General features: G+C 63.0%; 14 protein-coding genes. 7 read left to right on the forward strand and 7 right to left on the reverse strand.

Annotation, left to right across the window (positions count from 1 at the left end):
• Positions 1 to 32: 32 nt before the first annotated feature.
• A complete protein-coding gene (locus AC3WQS_RS09955; RefSeq protein ID WP_492741447.1) occupies positions 33 to 1,358 on the forward strand; it encodes an alpha/beta hydrolase in 1,326 nt (441 codons plus the stop codon).
• Between the two features lie 39 nt (positions 1,359 to 1,397).
• Here the strand turns inward: AC3WQS_RS09955 and AC3WQS_RS09960 are convergent, their stop codons facing one another.
• From AC3WQS_RS09960 to AC3WQS_RS09975, 4 genes are all read right to left on the reverse strand, one after another.
• A complete protein-coding gene (locus AC3WQS_RS09960) occupies positions 1,398 to 1,655 on the reverse strand; it encodes an HPr family phosphocarrier protein (RefSeq protein WP_003942144.1) in 258 nt (85 codons plus the stop codon).
• 97 nt (positions 1,656 to 1,752) lie between these two features.
• Positions 1,753 to 3,816 (reverse strand): PTS fructose transporter subunit IIABC, encoded by a 2,064-nt coding sequence (locus tag AC3WQS_RS09965; RefSeq protein ID WP_021344069.1) that lies wholly within the window; start codon positions 3,814 to 3,816, stop codon positions 1,753 to 1,755.
• An 18-nt stretch (positions 3,817 to 3,834) separates the two neighbouring features.
• A complete protein-coding gene (locus AC3WQS_RS09970) occupies positions 3,835 to 4,830 on the reverse strand; it encodes a 1-phosphofructokinase family hexose kinase (protein ID WP_021344070.1) in 996 nt (331 codons plus the stop codon).
• Complete coding sequence (locus AC3WQS_RS09975) at positions 4,827 to 5,594, reverse strand: DeoR/GlpR family DNA-binding transcription regulator (RefSeq protein WP_020969481.1); 768 nt, start codon at positions 5,592 to 5,594, stop codon at positions 4,827 to 4,829. Before AC3WQS_RS09975 ends, AC3WQS_RS09970 begins: the two co-directional genes overlap by 4 nt.
• A 191-nt stretch (positions 5,595 to 5,785) precedes the next feature.
• Here AC3WQS_RS09975 and AC3WQS_RS09980 point away from each other — a divergent pair, with 191 nt between their 5' ends.
• The 3 genes from AC3WQS_RS09980 to AC3WQS_RS09990 all read left to right on the forward strand — a co-directional run bounded on the left by AC3WQS_RS09980 (position 5,786) and on the right by AC3WQS_RS09990 (position 10,143).
• Positions 5,786 to 7,459 carry a putative PEP-binding protein gene (locus tag AC3WQS_RS09980; protein WP_019748212.1) on the forward strand — a complete coding sequence of 558 codons (1,674 nt, stop codon included), beginning with the start codon at positions 5,786 to 5,788 and terminating at the stop codon, positions 7,457 to 7,459.
• 75 nt (positions 7,460 to 7,534) lie between these two features.
• The gene (locus AC3WQS_RS09985) at positions 7,535 to 8,815 is read left to right on the forward strand and encodes a uracil-xanthine permease family protein (protein ID WP_020907537.1); all 1,281 of its coding nucleotides are present in this window, start codon (positions 7,535 to 7,537) and stop codon (positions 8,813 to 8,815) included.
• A 185-nt stretch (positions 8,816 to 9,000) separates the two neighbouring features.
• Positions 9,001 to 10,143, forward strand: coding sequence for an acyl-CoA dehydrogenase family protein (locus AC3WQS_RS09990; protein ID WP_019748214.1), 1,143 nt, complete (start codon positions 9,001 to 9,003; stop codon positions 10,141 to 10,143).
• 92 nt (positions 10,144 to 10,235) lie between these two features.
• Here the strand turns inward: AC3WQS_RS09990 and lexA are convergent, their stop codons facing one another.
• Positions 10,236 to 10,964 (reverse strand): transcriptional repressor LexA, encoded by a 729-nt coding sequence (lexA, locus tag AC3WQS_RS09995; protein ID WP_020723648.1) that lies wholly within the window; start codon positions 10,962 to 10,964, stop codon positions 10,236 to 10,238.
• Positions 10,965 to 11,235: 271 nt separating this feature from the next.
• Between lexA and AC3WQS_RS10000 the strand changes: the two genes are divergently transcribed.
• The gene (locus tag AC3WQS_RS10000) at positions 11,236 to 11,976 is read left to right on the forward strand and encodes a LysM peptidoglycan-binding domain-containing protein (RefSeq protein ID WP_355335113.1); all 741 of its coding nucleotides are present in this window, start codon (positions 11,236 to 11,238) and stop codon (positions 11,974 to 11,976) included.
• 195 nt (positions 11,977 to 12,171) lie between these two features.
• A complete protein-coding gene (gene nrdR, locus AC3WQS_RS10005; RefSeq protein ID WP_020907539.1) occupies positions 12,172 to 12,669 on the forward strand; it encodes a transcriptional regulator NrdR in 498 nt (165 codons plus the stop codon).
• Between the two features lie 286 nt (positions 12,670 to 12,955).
• Here the strand turns inward: nrdR and hrpA are convergent, their stop codons facing one another.
• A complete protein-coding gene (gene hrpA, locus AC3WQS_RS10010; protein ID WP_492712455.1) occupies positions 12,956 to 16,861 on the reverse strand; it encodes an ATP-dependent RNA helicase HrpA in 3,906 nt (1,301 codons plus the stop codon).
• 53 nt (positions 16,862 to 16,914) lie between these two features.
• Here hrpA and AC3WQS_RS10015 point away from each other — a divergent pair, with 53 nt between their 5' ends.
• The gene (locus tag AC3WQS_RS10015) at positions 16,915 to 17,592 is read left to right on the forward strand and encodes a Pr6Pr family membrane protein (RefSeq protein ID WP_070797210.1); all 678 of its coding nucleotides are present in this window, start codon (positions 16,915 to 16,917) and stop codon (positions 17,590 to 17,592) included.
• Here the strand turns inward: AC3WQS_RS10015 and AC3WQS_RS10020 are convergent.
• Complete coding sequence (locus AC3WQS_RS10020; protein ID WP_097388191.1) at positions 17,563 to 17,880, reverse strand: DUF2322 family protein; 318 nt, start codon at positions 17,878 to 17,880, stop codon at positions 17,563 to 17,565. The genes AC3WQS_RS10015 and AC3WQS_RS10020 overlap by 30 nt on opposite strands.
• Between the last annotated feature and the right edge of the window lie 208 nt (positions 17,881 to 18,088).

Here is an 18,088-nt window from a genome sequence, read left to right on the forward strand (position 1 = left end):
CAGACTGCCGGTAGATGTGGATACTGGAACGAATGCACGGGCATCAACTCCTGACGCGGCTCTCGCGTATCTCACTCGAGCACGGACACATCACCGCAGCGCTGCTCGTTGGTTCCGTCCTCGTCGGCGTCGGCACGCTGCTTTTGCTTCGTTGGTTGCCGCGTCGGGCCGTGCTTGTCGCACTGGGCTTGTCAGTGGTCGGGTCCGCCGGCGGCGCGATGTTCGTGTGGCTCAGTTATCGACCGTTGCCCGCGCAGCTACCCCTGTCGAGTTTTGTGTGGATAGCGTTGGCGATATTCGGAGTCATCGGCGCGGCGCTTGTTCTCCTTCGGCGTCCAGGACTGGCCCGCGGCCTTTCCGTGACGGTGTTGGCCGGTCTGGCCGCGATCGTCGCCGTGGGTCAGGTCAATGCCCAGACCGGCACTTACCCCACGCTCGGATCACTGGTCGGGCACTGGCCGGTCGGCTCGGTCGAGCACGTTGCTTTCGATTCGCTCCCCGGGGCCGAACCTTGGCTACAGCGGGGACTTCCCACCGAAACTCATTGGGAGGTTCCGGTGCGGATGCCGAGCAACGGCGTCGTGACGGAAGCGTCGATTCCGGGAAACATCTCGGGTTTCGACGCGAGGCCGGCGACGTTGTATCTCCCGCCTGCCTATCTTGCCGATCCGCGTGCGGAGTTGCCCGTCCTGGTGTTGGTGGCGGGTGAGCCCGGCAGCCCCAGCGACTGGCTGGACAGTGGCCGTCTCGCGACCACAGTCGACGCCTATGCGTCGAGGCATTCCGGGCTTGCTCCCGTCGTGGTGGTGCCCGACGCGTTGGGGGACTACGACGCCAACCCCGGCTGCATGGATTCTGTGCTCGGCAACGTCGCGACGTATCTGGACCAGGACGTCCCGAACTGGATCGAATCGAACCTTCAAGTGAATCCGGACGCTGCGCAATGGGCTATCGGTGGGTTTTCGTACGGCGGGACATGCGCGATCGAAATGGCCGTGAACTTCCCGGACCGATACCCGTCGTTCCTGGACTTCTCCGGCCAGGACGAACCGTCGACCGGTGACCACGAGGACACTGTGGCTGCGATGTTCAACGGCGACGAAGACGCTTTCGACGCGGTCAACGCCCGAGACCTGATGGCGCAGAATCGGTATCCGCAGTTGTCTGGTGTATTTGTCGCGGGTGAAGACGACGACATCTACCGCCCTCAGCAGGAGATCATGTTCGAGGCCGCGCGCGCCGCCGACATGAACGTGGACTACTACACCCTTCCCGGCGGGCACTCGGGTGATGTGTGGGGCACTGCTCTGGAACTCGAAATGGACTGGCTGGGCCGGACACTCGCACTGACTCCGTGAGAGTGTCCGGCCCGCTACACAGCACCGACTGACATCAGGTCAGGCGTCGAGATCAGCGGCTACCAGTTCGGCGACCTTGGCGAGTGCGTCGGCGTCGTCGGACTCGATGGTGACTTCGGTGTCCTTGGCGGCTCCGAGCGTCATGATCATCAGTGCCGAACCTGCATCCACCGGTTCGCCGTCGGCGACTGCGAGGGTGACCGTGGCGCCGGAGGCTCCGACTGCTTCGGCGATGAGAGCGGCGGGGCGGGCGTGGAGGCCGACTGCGGAACCGACGGCAACTGTCTTGCTGGGCATGGGATCTCCTCGTTGTGAATCTATCGGTGCGGACGTTGTGGGGTCTTTGGGCGGATTTGGTGACAACAGTGGTGACTGCAGTGTTGCTTGCTGTCGATCATGCCGCAGCGGGCACGATTTCGGGGTCGAGTTCGGCATCGGACGGACCCTTGCGGAAGAACTCCTTGGCTCCGACGACGGCGAGCGCAGCTACCACGGTTCCCGCGGCGAGCGAGACCAGGAACCAGCCGATTCCGCCGACTGCGAAGAAGACGAAGATCCCGCCGTGCGGGGCGCTGAGAGTGACGTCGAAAGCCATGATCAGCGCACCGGTGACGGCGCCGCCCGCCATCATCGAGGGGATCACGCGAAGCGGGTCGGCAGCGGCGAACGGAATCGCGCCCTCGGAGATGAATGCCGAACCCAGCAACCAGGCAGCCTTTCCGTTCTCACGTTCGGCTTCGCTGAAGAGCTTGGGACGCAGCACCGTCGAGGCAAGTGCCATGGCCAGTGGCGGAACCATACCGGCAGCCATGACTGCCGCCATGATGCGCAAAGTGGCCGGGTCGTTGACGTTGAGTCCGGCTACAGCGAAGGCGTAAGCCGCCTTGTTGACCGGTCCGCCGAGGTCGAAGCACATCATCAGGCCGAGAATGATGCCGAGGAAGATGGCCGAGCTGCCGGACAGTCCGTTGAGCCAGTCGGTGAGACCGGAGGTGATCGCAGCGAGCGGACGACCGAGGACGATGAACATCAGTGCTCCGACAACCAGCGTCGCGAACAGCGGAATGATCACCACCGGCATCAGGCCCCGCAGCCACTGCGGGACGGCGATCCGGCCGATGTAGAGCGCGACGACACCGGCGATGAGACCACCGACCAGGCCGCCGATGAATCCGGCACCGACAAACACGGCGACCGCGCCGGCTGTGAAGCCGGGAGCGATGCCAGGCCGGTCGGCGATAGCGAAGGCGATGTAGCCGGCCAACGCGGGCACCAGGAAGCTGAATGCCAACGAACCGATCTGGAACAGCACTGCGCCGAGATAGGTGGCCAGACCACCGTCGGGAAGGTTGGTGATCGAGTTGTTGAGAACGATGTCCTTGGCAGGACCGGAGATCTCGTATCCGCCGAGCAGGAAGCCGAGTGCGATCAGCAGACCGCCGGCCGCGACGAACGGGATCATGTAGCTGACACCGGTCAGGAGGACCTGACGGAGGTGGGTGCCGAACCCTACGGAACCGGCATCGGAATCCGCGGCCGCGGCGGCGGTGCCGTCCACGGTGGCGGCGGCGGGATTCTCGGAGGCGCGCAACGCTTCTGCAAGCATCTTGTCCGGCTCGTTGATCGCCCGCTTCACACCGGAAGCGACAACGGGTTTGCCGGCGAACCGTTCGCGGCCCTTCACTCCGACGTCGGTGGCGAAGATGACCGCGGCGGCTCCGGCGATGACCGAAGGGTCAAGGGGGGTGCTTCCGCTCGAGCCCTGCGTTTCGACGTGAACCTTGACCCCGGCGCGTTCACCCGCGGCGACGAGTGAGTCCGCAGCCATGTAGGTATGAGCGATTCCGGTCGGGCACGCGGTGACCGCGACGATGTGACGCTCCGCGGGCGTTGGGGCCTCCTCGGTGGAGTGTTTCCCAGTGGAAACAGGAGGAGTGGGTGTGGCTGCCGCAGCCTTTGCTGGAGCATCCTTCGGCGCGGGATTGAGTACCTCGTCGACCAGTCGCACGATCTCGTCCGGCGTCGACGCCTCACGAAGCGACGTGACAAACGCGGGTCGGACGAGCGCTCGGGCCAAGGACGAGAGCAGCTTCATGTGCTCGGCTCCGGCGCCTTCGGGTGCCGCGATCAGGAACACCAGATCGGCGGGGCCGTCGGGTGCCCCGAAATCGACCTTCGGATCCAGTCGAGCAAATCCCAGGGACGCGGACGAGACGGCCTCGGCGCGGCAGTGGGGAATGGCGATTCCGCCCGGCAGTCCGGTCGCGGACTGCGCTTCGCGAGCGAGTGCGGCAGCGACCAGCCCCGCGGCGTCGCTCGCCCGTCCCGCTGCAGTCAATCGCGCTGCGAGAGAACGAATGACATCTTCCTTGGTCGTACCCAGGTCGGTGTCGAGTGAGATCAGTTCGGGACTGATGATCTCGGGGCCGGAACCGCCGGCTGCGTTGGTATCGGACATGTCAGGTTCCTTAGGGCGTCAGGCGAGTTCGGTGGGGACGGGGATGGGAGAGGAGGCATCGGCTGCAGATACCGAAACCGCTGCCAGATCGATCTGTTCGGGCGTGGGAAGAGTTGTGCCGGGAAGGGAGGCAGCGGCGCTTCCGTAGGCGACCGCGTGACGTAACCGCTCGGATTCCGAGCCGCCTCCCGCTTCGGCGAGGATGTAGCCGGCCAGCGACGAATCGCCTGCGCCGACGGTACTGACTGCGACAATCGGGGGAGCGGTGGCGATCCACGCGCCGTCGGCGGTGACGAGGACAGCACCTGCTGCGCCGAGCGTGGCGAGCACACTGCCGACGCCGCGGTCGACCAATCGCTGCGCCGCCGTGATCGCAGGCCCGGGATCACCGTTCTCGGCAGCACGTTCGAGGACGTGGCCGTCGACGCCGGTCAGTTGTGCGAGTTCCTCGCCGTTGGGTTTGAGCAGGTCGGGTGCCGAGTCGGGGAACGCTTCGGCGAGTGCCGTCAGCGGGGCGTCCGAGGTGTCGACCGCCACCTTGCACGGGTGATCGCGCAGTGCCGCGACGAGTTCGCCGTACCACCCGAGCGGAACGCCGGGGGGCAGTGAGCCGGACAGCGCGAACCACAGTGCGGTATCGGCGCGAACAATCAACTCCTGTGCCAGGGCGTCGAGCGTCGAACCGGACAGCGTTGCGCCGGGTTCGTTGATCTTCGTCGTTGTCCCGTCCGGTTCCGCAATGGTGATGTTGGTGCGAGCCAGACCCGTTGTGGCGACACCGATGTGGGGAATCCCACCGGCTGCCAGCGCCGAGAGCAGAGGGTCACCACCGTTTCCCGGTAGAACCGCGAGCACGTCGAGGTCGGCTGCGGCGAGAACACGCGCGACGTTGACCCCCTTGCCGCCGGGGTCGCTGCGAGTGGAGTGGGCGCGTAGGACGGAGCCTCGTTCGAGCCGTTGCTCGAGTTGCACGGTCCGATCGATACTCGGGTTGGCTGTCAGTGTGACGATCATGCGATCACCACCTCGATTCCGTGGTCGTGGAACTCGGATGTGTCTGTGGGACTGATCTCTTCGTCGGTGATGAGGACGTCGATGCTGTCGAGCGGGGCGAAGCTGATCAAGTGCTCGCGGCCGACTTTGGTGGAATCGGCCACCACCACAACGTGATTGGCGGCTTTGACCATTGCTCGTTTGACGGCGGCCTCTTCGCTGTCCGGAGTGGAGAGTCCGTGCCCGACGCTGATCGCGTTCGTTCCGATGAAGGCGACGTCGACTCGCAACGTGCTCAGCAGGCGTAGGGCGTCCTCGCCGACCACGGCTTGAGTCACCCCGCGTACTCGACCGCCGAGCAGTATCAGGGAAATCGAGTTCATCGATGCCAGGCGTGCGCCGATCGGGACGGAATTGGTGACGGCTGTGAAGTCGTTCTCGGTCGGCAGTTCGGGGATCATGCGGCCCGTGGTCGTGCCCGCGTCGAAGATCACGCTGCCGCCGGTGGGAGGGAGGTAGGTGACCGCGCAGCGGGCGATCCGGTCCTTCTGTTGCGCGCGGGTCTGATCGCGTTCCGCCATGCCCGGTTCGGTGACGTGGAGGGATCCGGTGGGAACGGCGCCGCCGTGTACACGCCTGATCTGTCCGATCCGCTCGAGGAAGGCCAGATCGCGACGCACGGTCTCGGTGGTCACACCGAAGGTCTCCGACAGAGCCGCCACGGACATGCGTCCGCGCTGCGACACCATGGTGCCGATCGCTTGTTGGCGTTCTTCCGCGTACACGTGCTCTCCGATTCCGAAGTGTGATCCGACGGTGCGTTGTGGATCACAGTGAATGTTGCTTTATGTTGTTTTACGCCCGAGTGTGTTGACATGTCAAGACTTGGGAGTAATCTTCGTCACAACGAAGGTGAGGGCTTTACGCGCTCGAGGTGATCCGGTGTGACACCGGGCCCATCGCTCAAGGAGGACAGATGACCGAACAGCTCAACCGAATCACCGTGCACGGCACCCCCGTGGTGCCTGGAATCGCCTACGGCCCGGCGATCTGGCCGTCCAGCCGACCAGAACTCGTCACCGATGCGCCGGCACTCGACGAGGCCGATCGAGAGGCCGCCGTGGACGCCTTCGTCGCAGCGGCGAAGGCTGTCGAGAACCGCCTTCTCGGACGGGCCGCCGAAGCTACCGGCGCGGCCGCAGAGGTTTTGCAGGCCAACGCGGCGATGGCAGCTGATCGTGGCTGGATCGGGGCGGCCAAGAAGTCGATCGCCGGCGGAGTGCCCCCGGTGCAGGCTGCGATCGCGGCGACGGAGCAGTTCGTGGTGCTGTTCACCAAGGTCGGCGGTTTGATGGCCGAGCGCGTCACCGACCTCGAGGACATCCGCGACCGCGTGATCGCCGAACTCTCCGGATTACCCGAACCTGGAGTTCCGATGCCCGAGACACCGTCGGTGCTGTGCGCGGACGATCTGGCTCCTGCAGACACCGCGGGCCTCGATGCATCCAAGATCATCGGACTCGTGACCATCTACGGCGGCCCGACCAGCCACACGGCAATCATCGCGCGGCAGTTGGGCATCCCGTGCATCGTCGCCGCGAAGGAATTGGAATCCATCTCGGCAGGAATACCGATTCTGATCGACGGAACAACCGGCGACGTGATCGCGGAGCCGGATCCCGGGCACGCGCGAGAACTGGTCGAACAATCCCGGATCGATCGTGAACGCGTCAGCACCTGGACCGGACCGGGCCAGACGGCGGACGGCCGGCCGGTAGACGTTCTCGCCAATGTTCAAGACGGCGCGGGCGCTCGCGCCGCGGCGTCGACTGCTGCGGGGGGCATCGGGCTCTTCCGGACCGAACTCTGCTTCCTCGGCCGTGAGACCGAACCGACCGTAGACGAGCAGGCGGCGATCTACGCCGAGGTTCTCGAGGCCTTCGCAGGAAAGAAGGTCATCATTCGCACGTTGGACGCGGGTTCGGACAAGCCGCTCAAATTCGCCAACCATCAAGAGGAAGCGAATCCGGCACTCGGCGTTCGTGGGGTCCGAATCGCCTGGCAGGACATGGGAATTCTCGACCGCCAGCTCGACGCGATCGCGGCAGCCGCGGCGTCGACCAACTCGTCGCCGTGGGTGATGGCACCGATGATCGCCACCCCGGCCGAGGCGAAACGTTTTGCCGATGCGGTGCGGGCACGCGATCTTGTTCCCGGTGTGATGGTGGAGATCCCGGCGGCGGCGCTGTTGGCCGACCAGATTCTCGAACACGTCGAATTCCTCTCGATCGGTACCAACGACCTCGCTCAGTACACGATGGCCGCTGATCGGATGTCCTCCGAACTCGCCGACCTGACCGATCCGTGGCAGCCCGCGGTGCTCGCCCTTGTCGCACGTACGGCCCAGGCCGGTCAGGCGGCAGGCAAGCGCGTCGGCGTCTGCGGTGAGGCGGCCGCCGATCCACTGTTGGCGTGTGTTCTGGCCGGACTCGGAGTTTCCTCGCTGTCGTGCGCTGCGGCGTCGGTCGCGGGTGTGGGCGCGAAGGTCGGATCCGTCACCATGGCGCAATGTGAGGCGGCTGCGGCGGCGGTGCTGGCAACCGGTGATCCGGTGGCAGCGCGCAAAGCGGCGGCCGACGCAATCAGCTGAACTGGTTTCGTTGGTCTCGGTCGGAGACCGAGCGCCTGACCTCTAGTATTTCGACCTGTGATCGAACGAGAAACAATGACCGGGGCCGGCGGAATCGGCTGGACTGTCCACGGAGACGGCAAGCGGATCGCCGACGGAGCCGTCGTGGCGCCGGACGAACGACTGAGTTGGCCGCGCACCATCGGAATCGGGATGCAACACGTCATCGCGATGTTCGGAGCGACACTGCTCGTTCCGACCATCACCGGCTTCCCCGTCACGACGACGCTGTTGTTCTCGGGTATCGGCACCGCGCTGTTCCTGCTCATCACCCGGGGCCGGATCCCGAGCTATCTCGGTTCGTCCTTCGCGTTCATCGCCCCGCTGACAGCGTCGGCAGGATCGGGCCCGGCCGCGCAACTCGGTGCCGTCATGGCTGTAGGCATCGTGTTGATGTTGATCGGCGTCGCCGTACGTCTGATCGGCAGCCGGGTCATCGACGCCGTCATGCCGCCGGTGGTGACGGGCGCTGTCGTCGCGCTGATCGGTCTCAACCTCGCTCCGACGGCGGTCGGCTCCTTCGAATCGCAGCCGCTGATCGCCACGGTGACGCTCGTTTCGATCCTGCTGGTCACGGTCGTCGGTCCCGGGTTGCTCGGCCGGCTGGGCATTCTGGTCGGCGTCGTGATCGGCTGGGTTTTCGCCGCGGTCATCGGCGGACTCGACAGTGAACGAGTGTCCGCTCTGCGCGAAGCGGACTGGTTCGGGCTGCCGAGTCTGCACGGACCGTCGTTCGACTGGTCGGTGATCGTGCTCGCGCTCCCCGTGGTCATCGTTCTGGTCGCCGAAAACGTCGGACATGTCAAAGCGGTGTCCGCCATGACTGGTAAGTCCCTCGACGATCTGGCCGGAAATGCACTGTTTGCCGACGGTCTCGCCACTACCTTGGCGGGCGCCGGTGGCGGATCCGGAACCACCACGTATGCCGAGAACATCGGTGTCATGGCAGCGACGCGTGTGTACTCGACCGCCGCGTACTGGGTAGCCGCCGCTACCGCTGTGATCCTGGCATTTTCGCCCAAATTCGGCGCACTGGTCTTCACGGTGCCGAACGGCGTCATCGGCGGCGCAACGATGGTTCTCTACGGCCTCATCGGCATTCTCGGTGTGCGCATCTGGATGGAAGCGAAGGTCGACTTCACCGATCCGGTCAACCTGACGGTCGCTGCGGCGGCGTTGGTCGCCGGCATCGGGAACTTGACGCTGACCATCGGTTCAGTCGAGTTGGGCGGCATCGCCTGGGGATCGATCGGCATCCTCGTCGCGTACCCGATCATGCGATATCTCGCCAAATTCCGTACTTCGAGTAACAGATAACCGCTACAGTCACGAATCGTGATCGTTCGGGTCATCGACGGGTATCGCAACAGGTTCTACCGTCGGAGGCAGTGACGTGGGCCCGCGCACTTCGGCGTGCCCAGTCTCAGCGAATACACCCCAGCGGGTATATCCCCAGCGGGTACATCACTGAAGTGCCATATATCGAATTGCAAGGAGTCGGCGTGGAGCGCACCCTGTTCGAACCGGAACATGAACTCTTCCGGGAGTCGTACCAGAAGTTCTTGGCACAGCACGTGGCACCGAACCACGAGAAGTGGGAAGAGCAGAACATCGTCGATCGTGACGTCTGGGTCGAGGCCGGAAAGCAGGGCTTCCTGGGAACTGCGGTCCCTGAGGAATTCGGCGGCGGCGGTGTCAAGGATTTCCGCTACAACGCGATCATCACCGAGGAAACCACCAAGGGTGGGTTCAGCGGTATCGGCTTCACGCTGCACAACGACGTCGTGGCACCGTACCTCCTGGAGTTGAGCAACGAGGAGCAGAAGCAGCGTTGGCTACCCGGATTCGCGTCGGGTGAGCTGATCTCGGCGATCGCGATGACCGAACCGGGTACCGGTAGCGACCTGCAGGGCATCAAGACGAAAGCGGTTCGCGACGGGGACCACTGGGTCCTCAACGGTTCGAAGACCTTCATCACCAACGGAATCAACGCCGACATCATCATCGTTGTCGCGTGCACCGACCCGGACAAGGGTGCTCAGGGCTTCAGCCTCCTCGTGGTCGAGCGGGACATGCCTGGCTTCGAGCGTGGACGCAACCTCGACAAGATCGGCATGAAGGCTCAGGACACCGCCGAACTCAGCTTCACCGACGTACGCGTTCCCGCTGCCAACCTGCTGGGCGAAGAGGGAATGGGCTTCTTCTACTTGATGAAGAACCTTCCCCAGGAACGACTCTCGATCGCCGTCGTTGCCGCTGCCGCAATGGAATCGGTTCTCGAGAGCACGATCCAGTACTGCCGCGACCGCAAGGCATTCGGCAAGTCGATCGGTAGCTTCCAGAACACCCGATTCGTACTGGCCGAATTGGCAACGGAGACCACGGCAGTGCGCATCCTGGTGGACAAGTTCATCGAGCAGCTCAATGCCGAGAAGCTGACCGTGCAGGAAGCTGCGATGGCGAAGTGGTGGACCACCGAAGCTCAGGTCAAGCTCATCGACCGCTGCCTCCAGTTGCACGGAGGCTACGGCTACATGAAGGAATACCCGGTTGCCAAGGCGTACATGGACTCTCGTGTGCAGACCATCTACGGTGGCACAACCGAGATCATGAAGGAGATCATCGGACGTTCGCTGAATCTCTGATTCGGGTGATGGACCGCTGATCGTCACGAAAAGACTTTGGGCCCCGGCTGATGCCGGGGCCCAGAGTTTTGTGATCGAGGGTGCGAGCGAATTCAGATCTTCCGCATGACGGTGACAACCTTGCCCAGGATGACGGCGTTGTTGCCGGGAATCGGCTCGAAGAGTTCGTTGTGCGGCATCAGCCACACCTCCTTCTTCGTACGCTTGAACGTCTTCACGGTGGCTTCGCCGTCGATCATGGCGGCCACGATGTCACCGTTCTCCGCCACGTTCTGCTGACGGACCACAACCCAGTCGCCATCGCAGATCGCTGCATCGATCATCGACTCGCCGACAACCTTGAGCATGAAGAGCGAACCCTGGCCGACGAGTTCGCGGGGGAGTGGGAACACGTCCTCTACCGCTTCCTCGGCAAGGATCGGTCCGCCGGCAGCGATGCGACCCAGGATGGGGACGAACGCCGGCTCCGGTAGCGGGTCGGCACTGTTGTACTCGCCGGAATGCTTCGACACCGACGCGATGGCGGTATCGGCCGCAACCTCGTCGAGACCTCGAACATCGACTGCACGAGGGCGATTGGGATCGCGTCGAAGGAAGCCCTTGCGCTCCAACGTTCGCAGTTGATGTGCGACCGACGACGTGGAGGTGAGCCCCACCGCATCACCGATCTCGCGAATGCTCGGCGGATACCCGCGCTCCGTCACCGAATCGCGGATGACTTCGAGAACGCGCCGCTGACGCTCGGTGAGCGTCTCGCTCGACGGAGACGGAACTGCAGAAGCTCCTGCCTCCGCGGCTGTGCTGGAGCGATCGTCCTTCATGGCCTGTTGCCTCCGTGTCTGAAGAAGTCGTGTCTGTAAAGGCTGTGTCTGAAAAAGCTGTGTCTGAAAAAGTGCCTGGTGCAAATCGCGCAGAAACCTGTCGGTGCCTCCTGCCAACATTCGAGCTGTCGACAAACACGGAGGCTTTCGCAATTCCCGCTGTGTGGTCTGACACGAATCTAGCCGGATTTGCTCGCGGTTTCAAACATCTGTTCGATTCGTGTCGCTTGAAGTAGAGACATTGTCGGCCAGGCGTGGTAGAAATTCGAACATGCGTTCCATCGAACGCATGATCGAACACATCGATCGGTGTCGACCAGCGGAGGTCACGATGGGTAACGCAGCACTGAGAAGCAACAGGGTTTTCGACGACGCGATTGGTGACGACGCGATTGGTGATGACGCGATTGGTTTCGACGGCACGTCGGCGTTGAAGTACCACCCCTCGTTCTATGGGCCCGATGGTGGATCCGACGCTGACGGTGTGTCGTTCGAACGGCGCGGCACGGCCGAAATGCGGGGCGTGGCCAGGTATGTCGACAACGACCCGCAGGCGGCCGTCGTTCGTCGTGTTCCGGCGGTGGGCGCGGTTTCAGGTTCGCGTTCATTGCGTGAATCTCCTCGCCGGTGGGACGGCGAGCACGATTCGTCACGCCCGTACGGAGGAAGTTTCGCGCACCGAAACAGAGTCGGTGTCTCACGGGTCGAACATGAAGTGGCTGCCGAGGACGTCAGTTGGAAGACAGTGTTCCTTGGCGCCGTAATCACTGCACTGGCAGTGTTGGCGTTGGTGGGGATCGGCGCTTTGTCGAGTGGTGATGTCGCTGCGACAAACGGTGCGACCGAAGTGGTTCGTGTTGCTGCGGGTGAATCCCTCAGTGATATTGCTGCCAAGGTTGCGCCTGGCCAGGCTGTCGGCTCGGTGATCGAGCAGATCATGGATCTCAATGCGATGTCGAGTTCCGGACTGTCCGTTGGGCAAACGCTGATCGTGCCGGCCTCGGGCCGCTGACCGTACCCCGTGCCAGGCGGGGGCGTACCGAGCGTGAGAGCAGTCGGTTCACAGCGAGTAAGCTGTCCACTTGACAGTCCCACCACCTCGGGTGGTCGCGTTGAGTACGTGGATCTGCTCTGTAAATCGTCGGAGGATTTGCAGTCGGTAGCGAATCTGAGTTGCGGCCATTTCGGCGACAACGAAGGAACCCCGATGCATTGCCCGTTCTGCCGGCACCCTGATTCCCGAGTGGTCGATTCGCGCGAGGCCGACGAGGGCCAGGCGATCAGGCGGCGCCGTTCGTGCCCCGAGTGTGGCCGCCGATTCACCACGGTTGAGACGGCAGTTCTCTCGGTTGTGAAGCGCAGCGGCGTGACGGAGCCGTTCAGCCGAGAAAAGGTGGTCAAAGGAGTGCGTCGCGCATGCCAGGGCCGCCAAGTGGACAACGATTCGCTGAATTTGCTGGCCCAACAGGTCGAAGATGCCGTACGTGCTTCGGGTTCTGCCGAAATTCCCAGCAACGAGGTAGGGCTCGCGATTCTCGATCCGCTTCGAAATCTCGACGAGGTTGCATACCTGCGATTCGCATCGGTGTACAAGTCCTTCAGTTCTGCCGCGGATTTCGAACGAGAGATCACCGACATGCGCGAACATGCCGAGACCCGTGCTGCCGACAAGGCTTCCGGCGCCGAGACCGTTTCCGTCGACTGAGGCCTTTGCCTTAGATAACGCTGAGAGCACAAAGCGGCCGTAGGTAACGCTGAGAACACAAAGCGAACAATCGAACAAATCGGGCAAGTTATTCGCTTAGTGTCGACCAAGTACGTTCGTCCGCATCTCGGATCTTCACGGAGGCGTTATGAACTTAGTTGCAGTTCTCGGAGTCGTGAACAGCCTGGTAACCCTCGGGTTCGCCAACACTGTTGCCACCTTTGGTGGTTTCCTCACCAACGTCAACATTCAGACAATCTACTGATCGCGCAATTCTCGCCGAACGTCAACGCTTGATCGCTTCGATAGCTTTCAGGACTCGCTTTTCGGAAATCGGTGTGGGTGTACCGAGGGACTGCGCAAACAGGCTCACGCGCAGTTCTTCGATCATCCAGCTGATCGAGTCGACATCTCGAGCAGTGCGACGCTCTTCGGGAAGTGAACTCAACAACCGGTCGTACGCTGCGTACACCCGGTCGAGGACGTCCATCGCCTGCTGATCTCGTTGTGCACTTGCGGGTAGAGCTTCGAGACGGAATTTTGCTGCGGCAAGATACCGCGGCAAATCGCGTAGGCGGGCCGAGCCCAATTCGGCGACAAATCCCGGAAACAGCAGTGAGGTCAACTGTTCTCGGACGTCGTCTGCTGCTTCGCCGCGGGAGCGGTCCAGAACGATGCTCAGTTGGTGTGCTTGTTCGAGGATCGGAACAATCATGCGCAGGATCGCGGAGACGCGTCCGGCCAGTTCGGAGCGTGCGATCTTCACCAGGGCGTCGAACGCCTCAGGCGTGCGTACCGGTCCGCCGTGGGCAGCAATCACTTCGTTGGCAGCTGCCACCCGGCAATCTTCGACGAGGGCCTCCAAGCCGCCGTCCGGATTCTGGCCGAGAGCCAGACGCTGAGTGTTCGACAAGCCGGCGGTCACGGCCTTGAGTTGGGTGGGAACGGCCGCGAGAAGAAGCGCCCGAGTGCCTTCCCGCATCGCCTGCGCCTGCGCAGCCGGCGTACTCAGGACACGAACGGCAACTCCGCCGTTTTCCGGCACCAGTGCTGGGTAGCCGGTTACCTGCTGTCCGCCGATGGAGCGAGTGATGGTCGGTTCCAGTGCGCCGAGCGTTTCGGATGTCCAGACGGTTGCCGCTGCCCGTTCGGTACCGGTTGCCGCCTTGGCCACTTCCTTCTGTACGCGCGGGGCGAGCGTGCGTCGTAGCTGCGCCAGATCCTTACCCTTCGCGAGAACCTTGCCCGATTCGTCCTCGACGACAAATGTCATCCGAAGATGGTCGGGCAGCGCGGCGGGATCGAAGTCCTTGGCGTCGATCTGGATCCCGCCCAAGTGCGAGAGTTCTCGGGCCATTGCGGTCATCAACGGCTCGGATCGAGGTTTGACTGCTGCCAATGCTGCGGCGGCGTAGTCGGGTGCGGGCACGACAGCGCGTCGGATGTTCTTGGGCAACGTCTTGATCAGAGAAGTAACCAGATCGACGCGCATACCGGGGACCAACCAGTCGAAGCCGACCGGCTGAAGTTGCGCGAGCAGGCCGACCGGGATGTGCGCGCTGACGCCGTCGTCGTCCTTTCCGGGCTCGAATTGGTAAGTGAGCGGAAACTGCATGTCGCCCTGGCGCCAGGCGTCCGGGTACTCGCCGCCCAGTACTGCAGCCGCGTCGGAGTTGACCACCGTTTCCGGCGTGAAAGTCAGCAGACTCGGATTCTTGCGTCGCTCGGTCTTCCACCACTGGTCGAAATGCTTGGCGGATACGGCTTCCTGGCCGATACGTTCGTCGTAGAACTCGTAGAGAGTTTCGTCGTCGACGAGGATGTCGCGGCGGCGCGCGCGGTTCTCGAGTTCCTCGACGTTGTCGAGCAGTGCACGGTTCTCGTGGAAGAACTTGTGGTTCGTCTGCCATTCGCCCTGCACGAGCGCATGGCGGATGAAGAGATCGCGAGAGGCCTCGGGATCGATTCGTGAGTACGTCACTGCGCGGCCCGTCACCAGGGGAACTCCGTAGAGAGTGACCCGCTCGTATGCCATCGCCGAACCGCGCTTGGAGGACCAGTGCGGTTCGGAATAGGTCCGTTTCACCAGGTGTGGGGCGAGTTTTTCAGCCCACTCAGGTTCGATGCGCGCTGACATGCGCGCCCACAGCCTCGACGTTTCCACGAGTTCGGCGGCCATGACCCAGCGTGGTGGCTTCTTGAACAGTCCTGATCCGGGGAAGATCGCGAAGTGGCTGCCCCTGGCGCCCAGGTAGTCCCGCTTCTCGCCCTCGCGTAACCCGATGTGTGAGAGCAAACCGGCGAGGAGTGACTGATGGATCGCGTTCTCGCTTGCGGGTGTCTCACCCACGGTCCAGCCGAGGCCGCGGGTGATCTGCCGGAGTTGCCCGTGCAGATCCTGCCATTCGCGGATGCGGAGCCAGTGCAGGAACTCGTTGCGGCACATCTTGCGAAACTGGTTGGAGGACAGGTCGTTACGTTGTTCGCGTAAGTAGTCCCACAGTTTCAGGTATGCCAGGAAGTCGGAATTCTCGACATTGAACCTTGCGTGCTTTTCGTCGGCGGCTTGCTGGAACTCGGCGGGCCGTTCGCGAACGTCCTGGATGGACAACGCCGCGACGATGACAAGGGTTTCGTGAAGGCAACCGTTGTTCTTGGCTTCCACCAGCATTCGTGCCATCCGCGGATCCACCGGAATCTGGGCCAGCTCGCGGCCGACCGGCGTCAGTTCGGGGTGGCTTGCCTCGGAACCTCGCGCGATGGCGCCGAGTTCTTCGAGCAGTCCGATTCCGTCCTTGACGGCGCGCTGGTCCGGCGGTTCGACGAAGGGGAAGGCGGCGATGTCGCCCAGACCGAGGGCCGTCATCTGCAAGATGACGGATGCGAGATTGGTCCGCAGGATTTCCGGCTCGGTGAACGCCGGCCGTGACTCGAAGTCCTCCTCGGAATACAGGCGGATGCAGATTCCTTCGGCGACGCGGCCGCAACGCCCGGAACGTTGACGAGCTGACGCCTGCGAAATGGGCTCGATCGGCAATCGTTGAACCTTGGTGCGCACCGAATATCGCGAAATGCGCGCGGTTCCCGGATCGACGACGTACCGAATGCCGGGAACGGTCAACGAGGTCTCGGCCACGTTGGTGGCAAGGACGACGCGTCGGCCGGTGTGCGGCGAGAACACTTTGTGTTGCTCGGCAGCAGACAGCCGCGCGTACAGCGGGACGATTTCGGTGTTGCGAAGACGCCGATCGCGTAAAGCGTCTGCGGTGTCGCGAATTTCGCGTTCGCCGGAGAGGAAGACCAAGATGTCGCCTTCGCCCTCCGCGCTCAGCTCGTCGACCGCCTCGCAGACCGCGTCGACGGGATCGCGGTCGAAGGTGATGTCGCCGGACTCGACGGTCAGTGGCCGGTAACGCATTTCGACGGGGAATGTTCGCCCGGATACCTCGACGATCGGCGCGGGCTTACCGTCGACAGCGAAGTGCTTGGCGAAGCGCTCGGGATCGATGGTCGCCGACGTGATGATGACCTTGAGATCGGGTCGGCGGGGGAGCAACTGAGCCAGGTAACCGAGGATGAAGTCGATGTTGAGGCTGCGTTCGTGCGCTTCGTCGATGATCAGCGTGTCGTAGCGTCGGAGCATACGGTCGCGCTGAATTTCGGCGAGGAGAATGCCGTCGGTCATGAGCTTGACGTAGGTGCGGTCCGAGACCTGGTCGGTGAACCGCACGGTGTATCCGACGGCGTCGCCGAGTTCGGTGTCGAGTTCTTCGGCGATACGTTCGGCAACGGTGCGTGCTGCCAGTCGGCGAGGCTGTGTATGTCCGATCAGGCCGCGGACGCCACGTCCGAGTTCGAGACAGATCTTCGGGATCTGAGTTGTCTTACCCGAGCCGGTCTCGCCGGCGACGATGACAACCTGATTCTCCGAGATCGCGGTCGCGATGTCGTCCTTGCGCTGACTGACGGGCAGAGCTTCCGGATACGAGACTGCGGGAACATTGGCGGAGCGTGCCGCCAACCGCGTGCGCGCCGTTTCAATTTCCTCGGCCAGCGCCACCAAAGCGTCTGGTGTGCGGGCACGGTCGAGTTTGCGACGGAGTCGACTCTCGTCGCGGAGTGAGACCTGCGCCAGCGCGCTCTTCAGGTCACTCCGCTTGGGGGAGAGTGGGGCCGGTGGTGTTGTAGACATGCTGATGACAGCCTATCGAACGCGTTCACAACTACCGCTCGCAGATCGTTTTGATGTGCAAATATCGACCAGTGACGACAAATACCGCAAATGAGGCAGTTACACCGGTCGCGTCGACGCCTGTTGCCGTGCGAGTACTTCGCTTGTTGTTCGCGATCTACGGACTCACGGCGCTGCTGTGGATTCCGATTCGAAACGCCGACGGATTCTCGTTGTCGAACTATCTGAGCTACTTCACCATCGAGAGCAACATCCTTGCGGTGATCGTATTGCTGGTCGGCGCCCTTCGGGATCCGCAGTCTCGGACATGGCAGTCGGTTCGCGGTGCGGTGACGCTCTACATGGTGATCACCGGAATCATCTACGCCGTTCTACTGGCCAATATCGACGTCAATTTGAACGACGCGTGGATCAACTCGGCGCTCCACCGCATTCTTCCGCTGGTGATGCTCCTCGACTGGGTGTTCTTCGCTTCGAGGCACAGGATCTCCGAAATCCGCTCGCTGCAGTGGCTGCTGTTTCCGGTGATCTACGCGGTGTACACGTTGATTCGAGGGCCGATCGTCGACTGGTATCCGTATCCGTTCATGGATCCTCGCCACCAGGGCTATCTGGCCCTGTTCATCGGATTTGTCGTACTGGGCATCGCGATGGCCCTGATGGCGTTGGCGGTCAATGCCGTCGGACGGCTGGGAGCCGGGCTACGCGGACGGAACGCTGCGAAGTCCTAGTGGATTGCCGGAGGCGAGCACCTGCTCGAGGCGGTCCACGTTCGGGTGCTTACCGGGGTTCGCCCGCGCGTCCTCGGTGTGTTCGGCAAAGATCGTCAGTCCTGCCGAGGCGGCTTCGGGTGTGAGCGCGCCGTAGACCTGAGCGAGATGGTTGTACACCTTGACCGAGCCGGACTTTCCGGGCTTGTTCTCGACGGTGTCGATGACGGTTCCGTCGGCGTCGAGTACCTCGATGGCGGCCAGATGATCGATGGGGGGCAGTGCGGCGAGATTGTCGGCAAAAGTCATGGTCGACAGATTACGTGTGTACCCGGAAATGCCGGTGCCCGGCGAGCGCCGTCGTGCGCCGATTCCCGGTGTCGATATAGTCGCAGCACATCGTTTGCACACCAGCATCGTTTGTATTCGAAGGGGACAATGATGGCTTCGGCATTGTGGCACGGGTTCGCGGACATGGGCGCTGTGGAGAAGAACGGCGCGTTTGTCGTCTCTCGCG

The organism is Rhodococcus sp. FW305-130, from assembly GCF_058788335.1.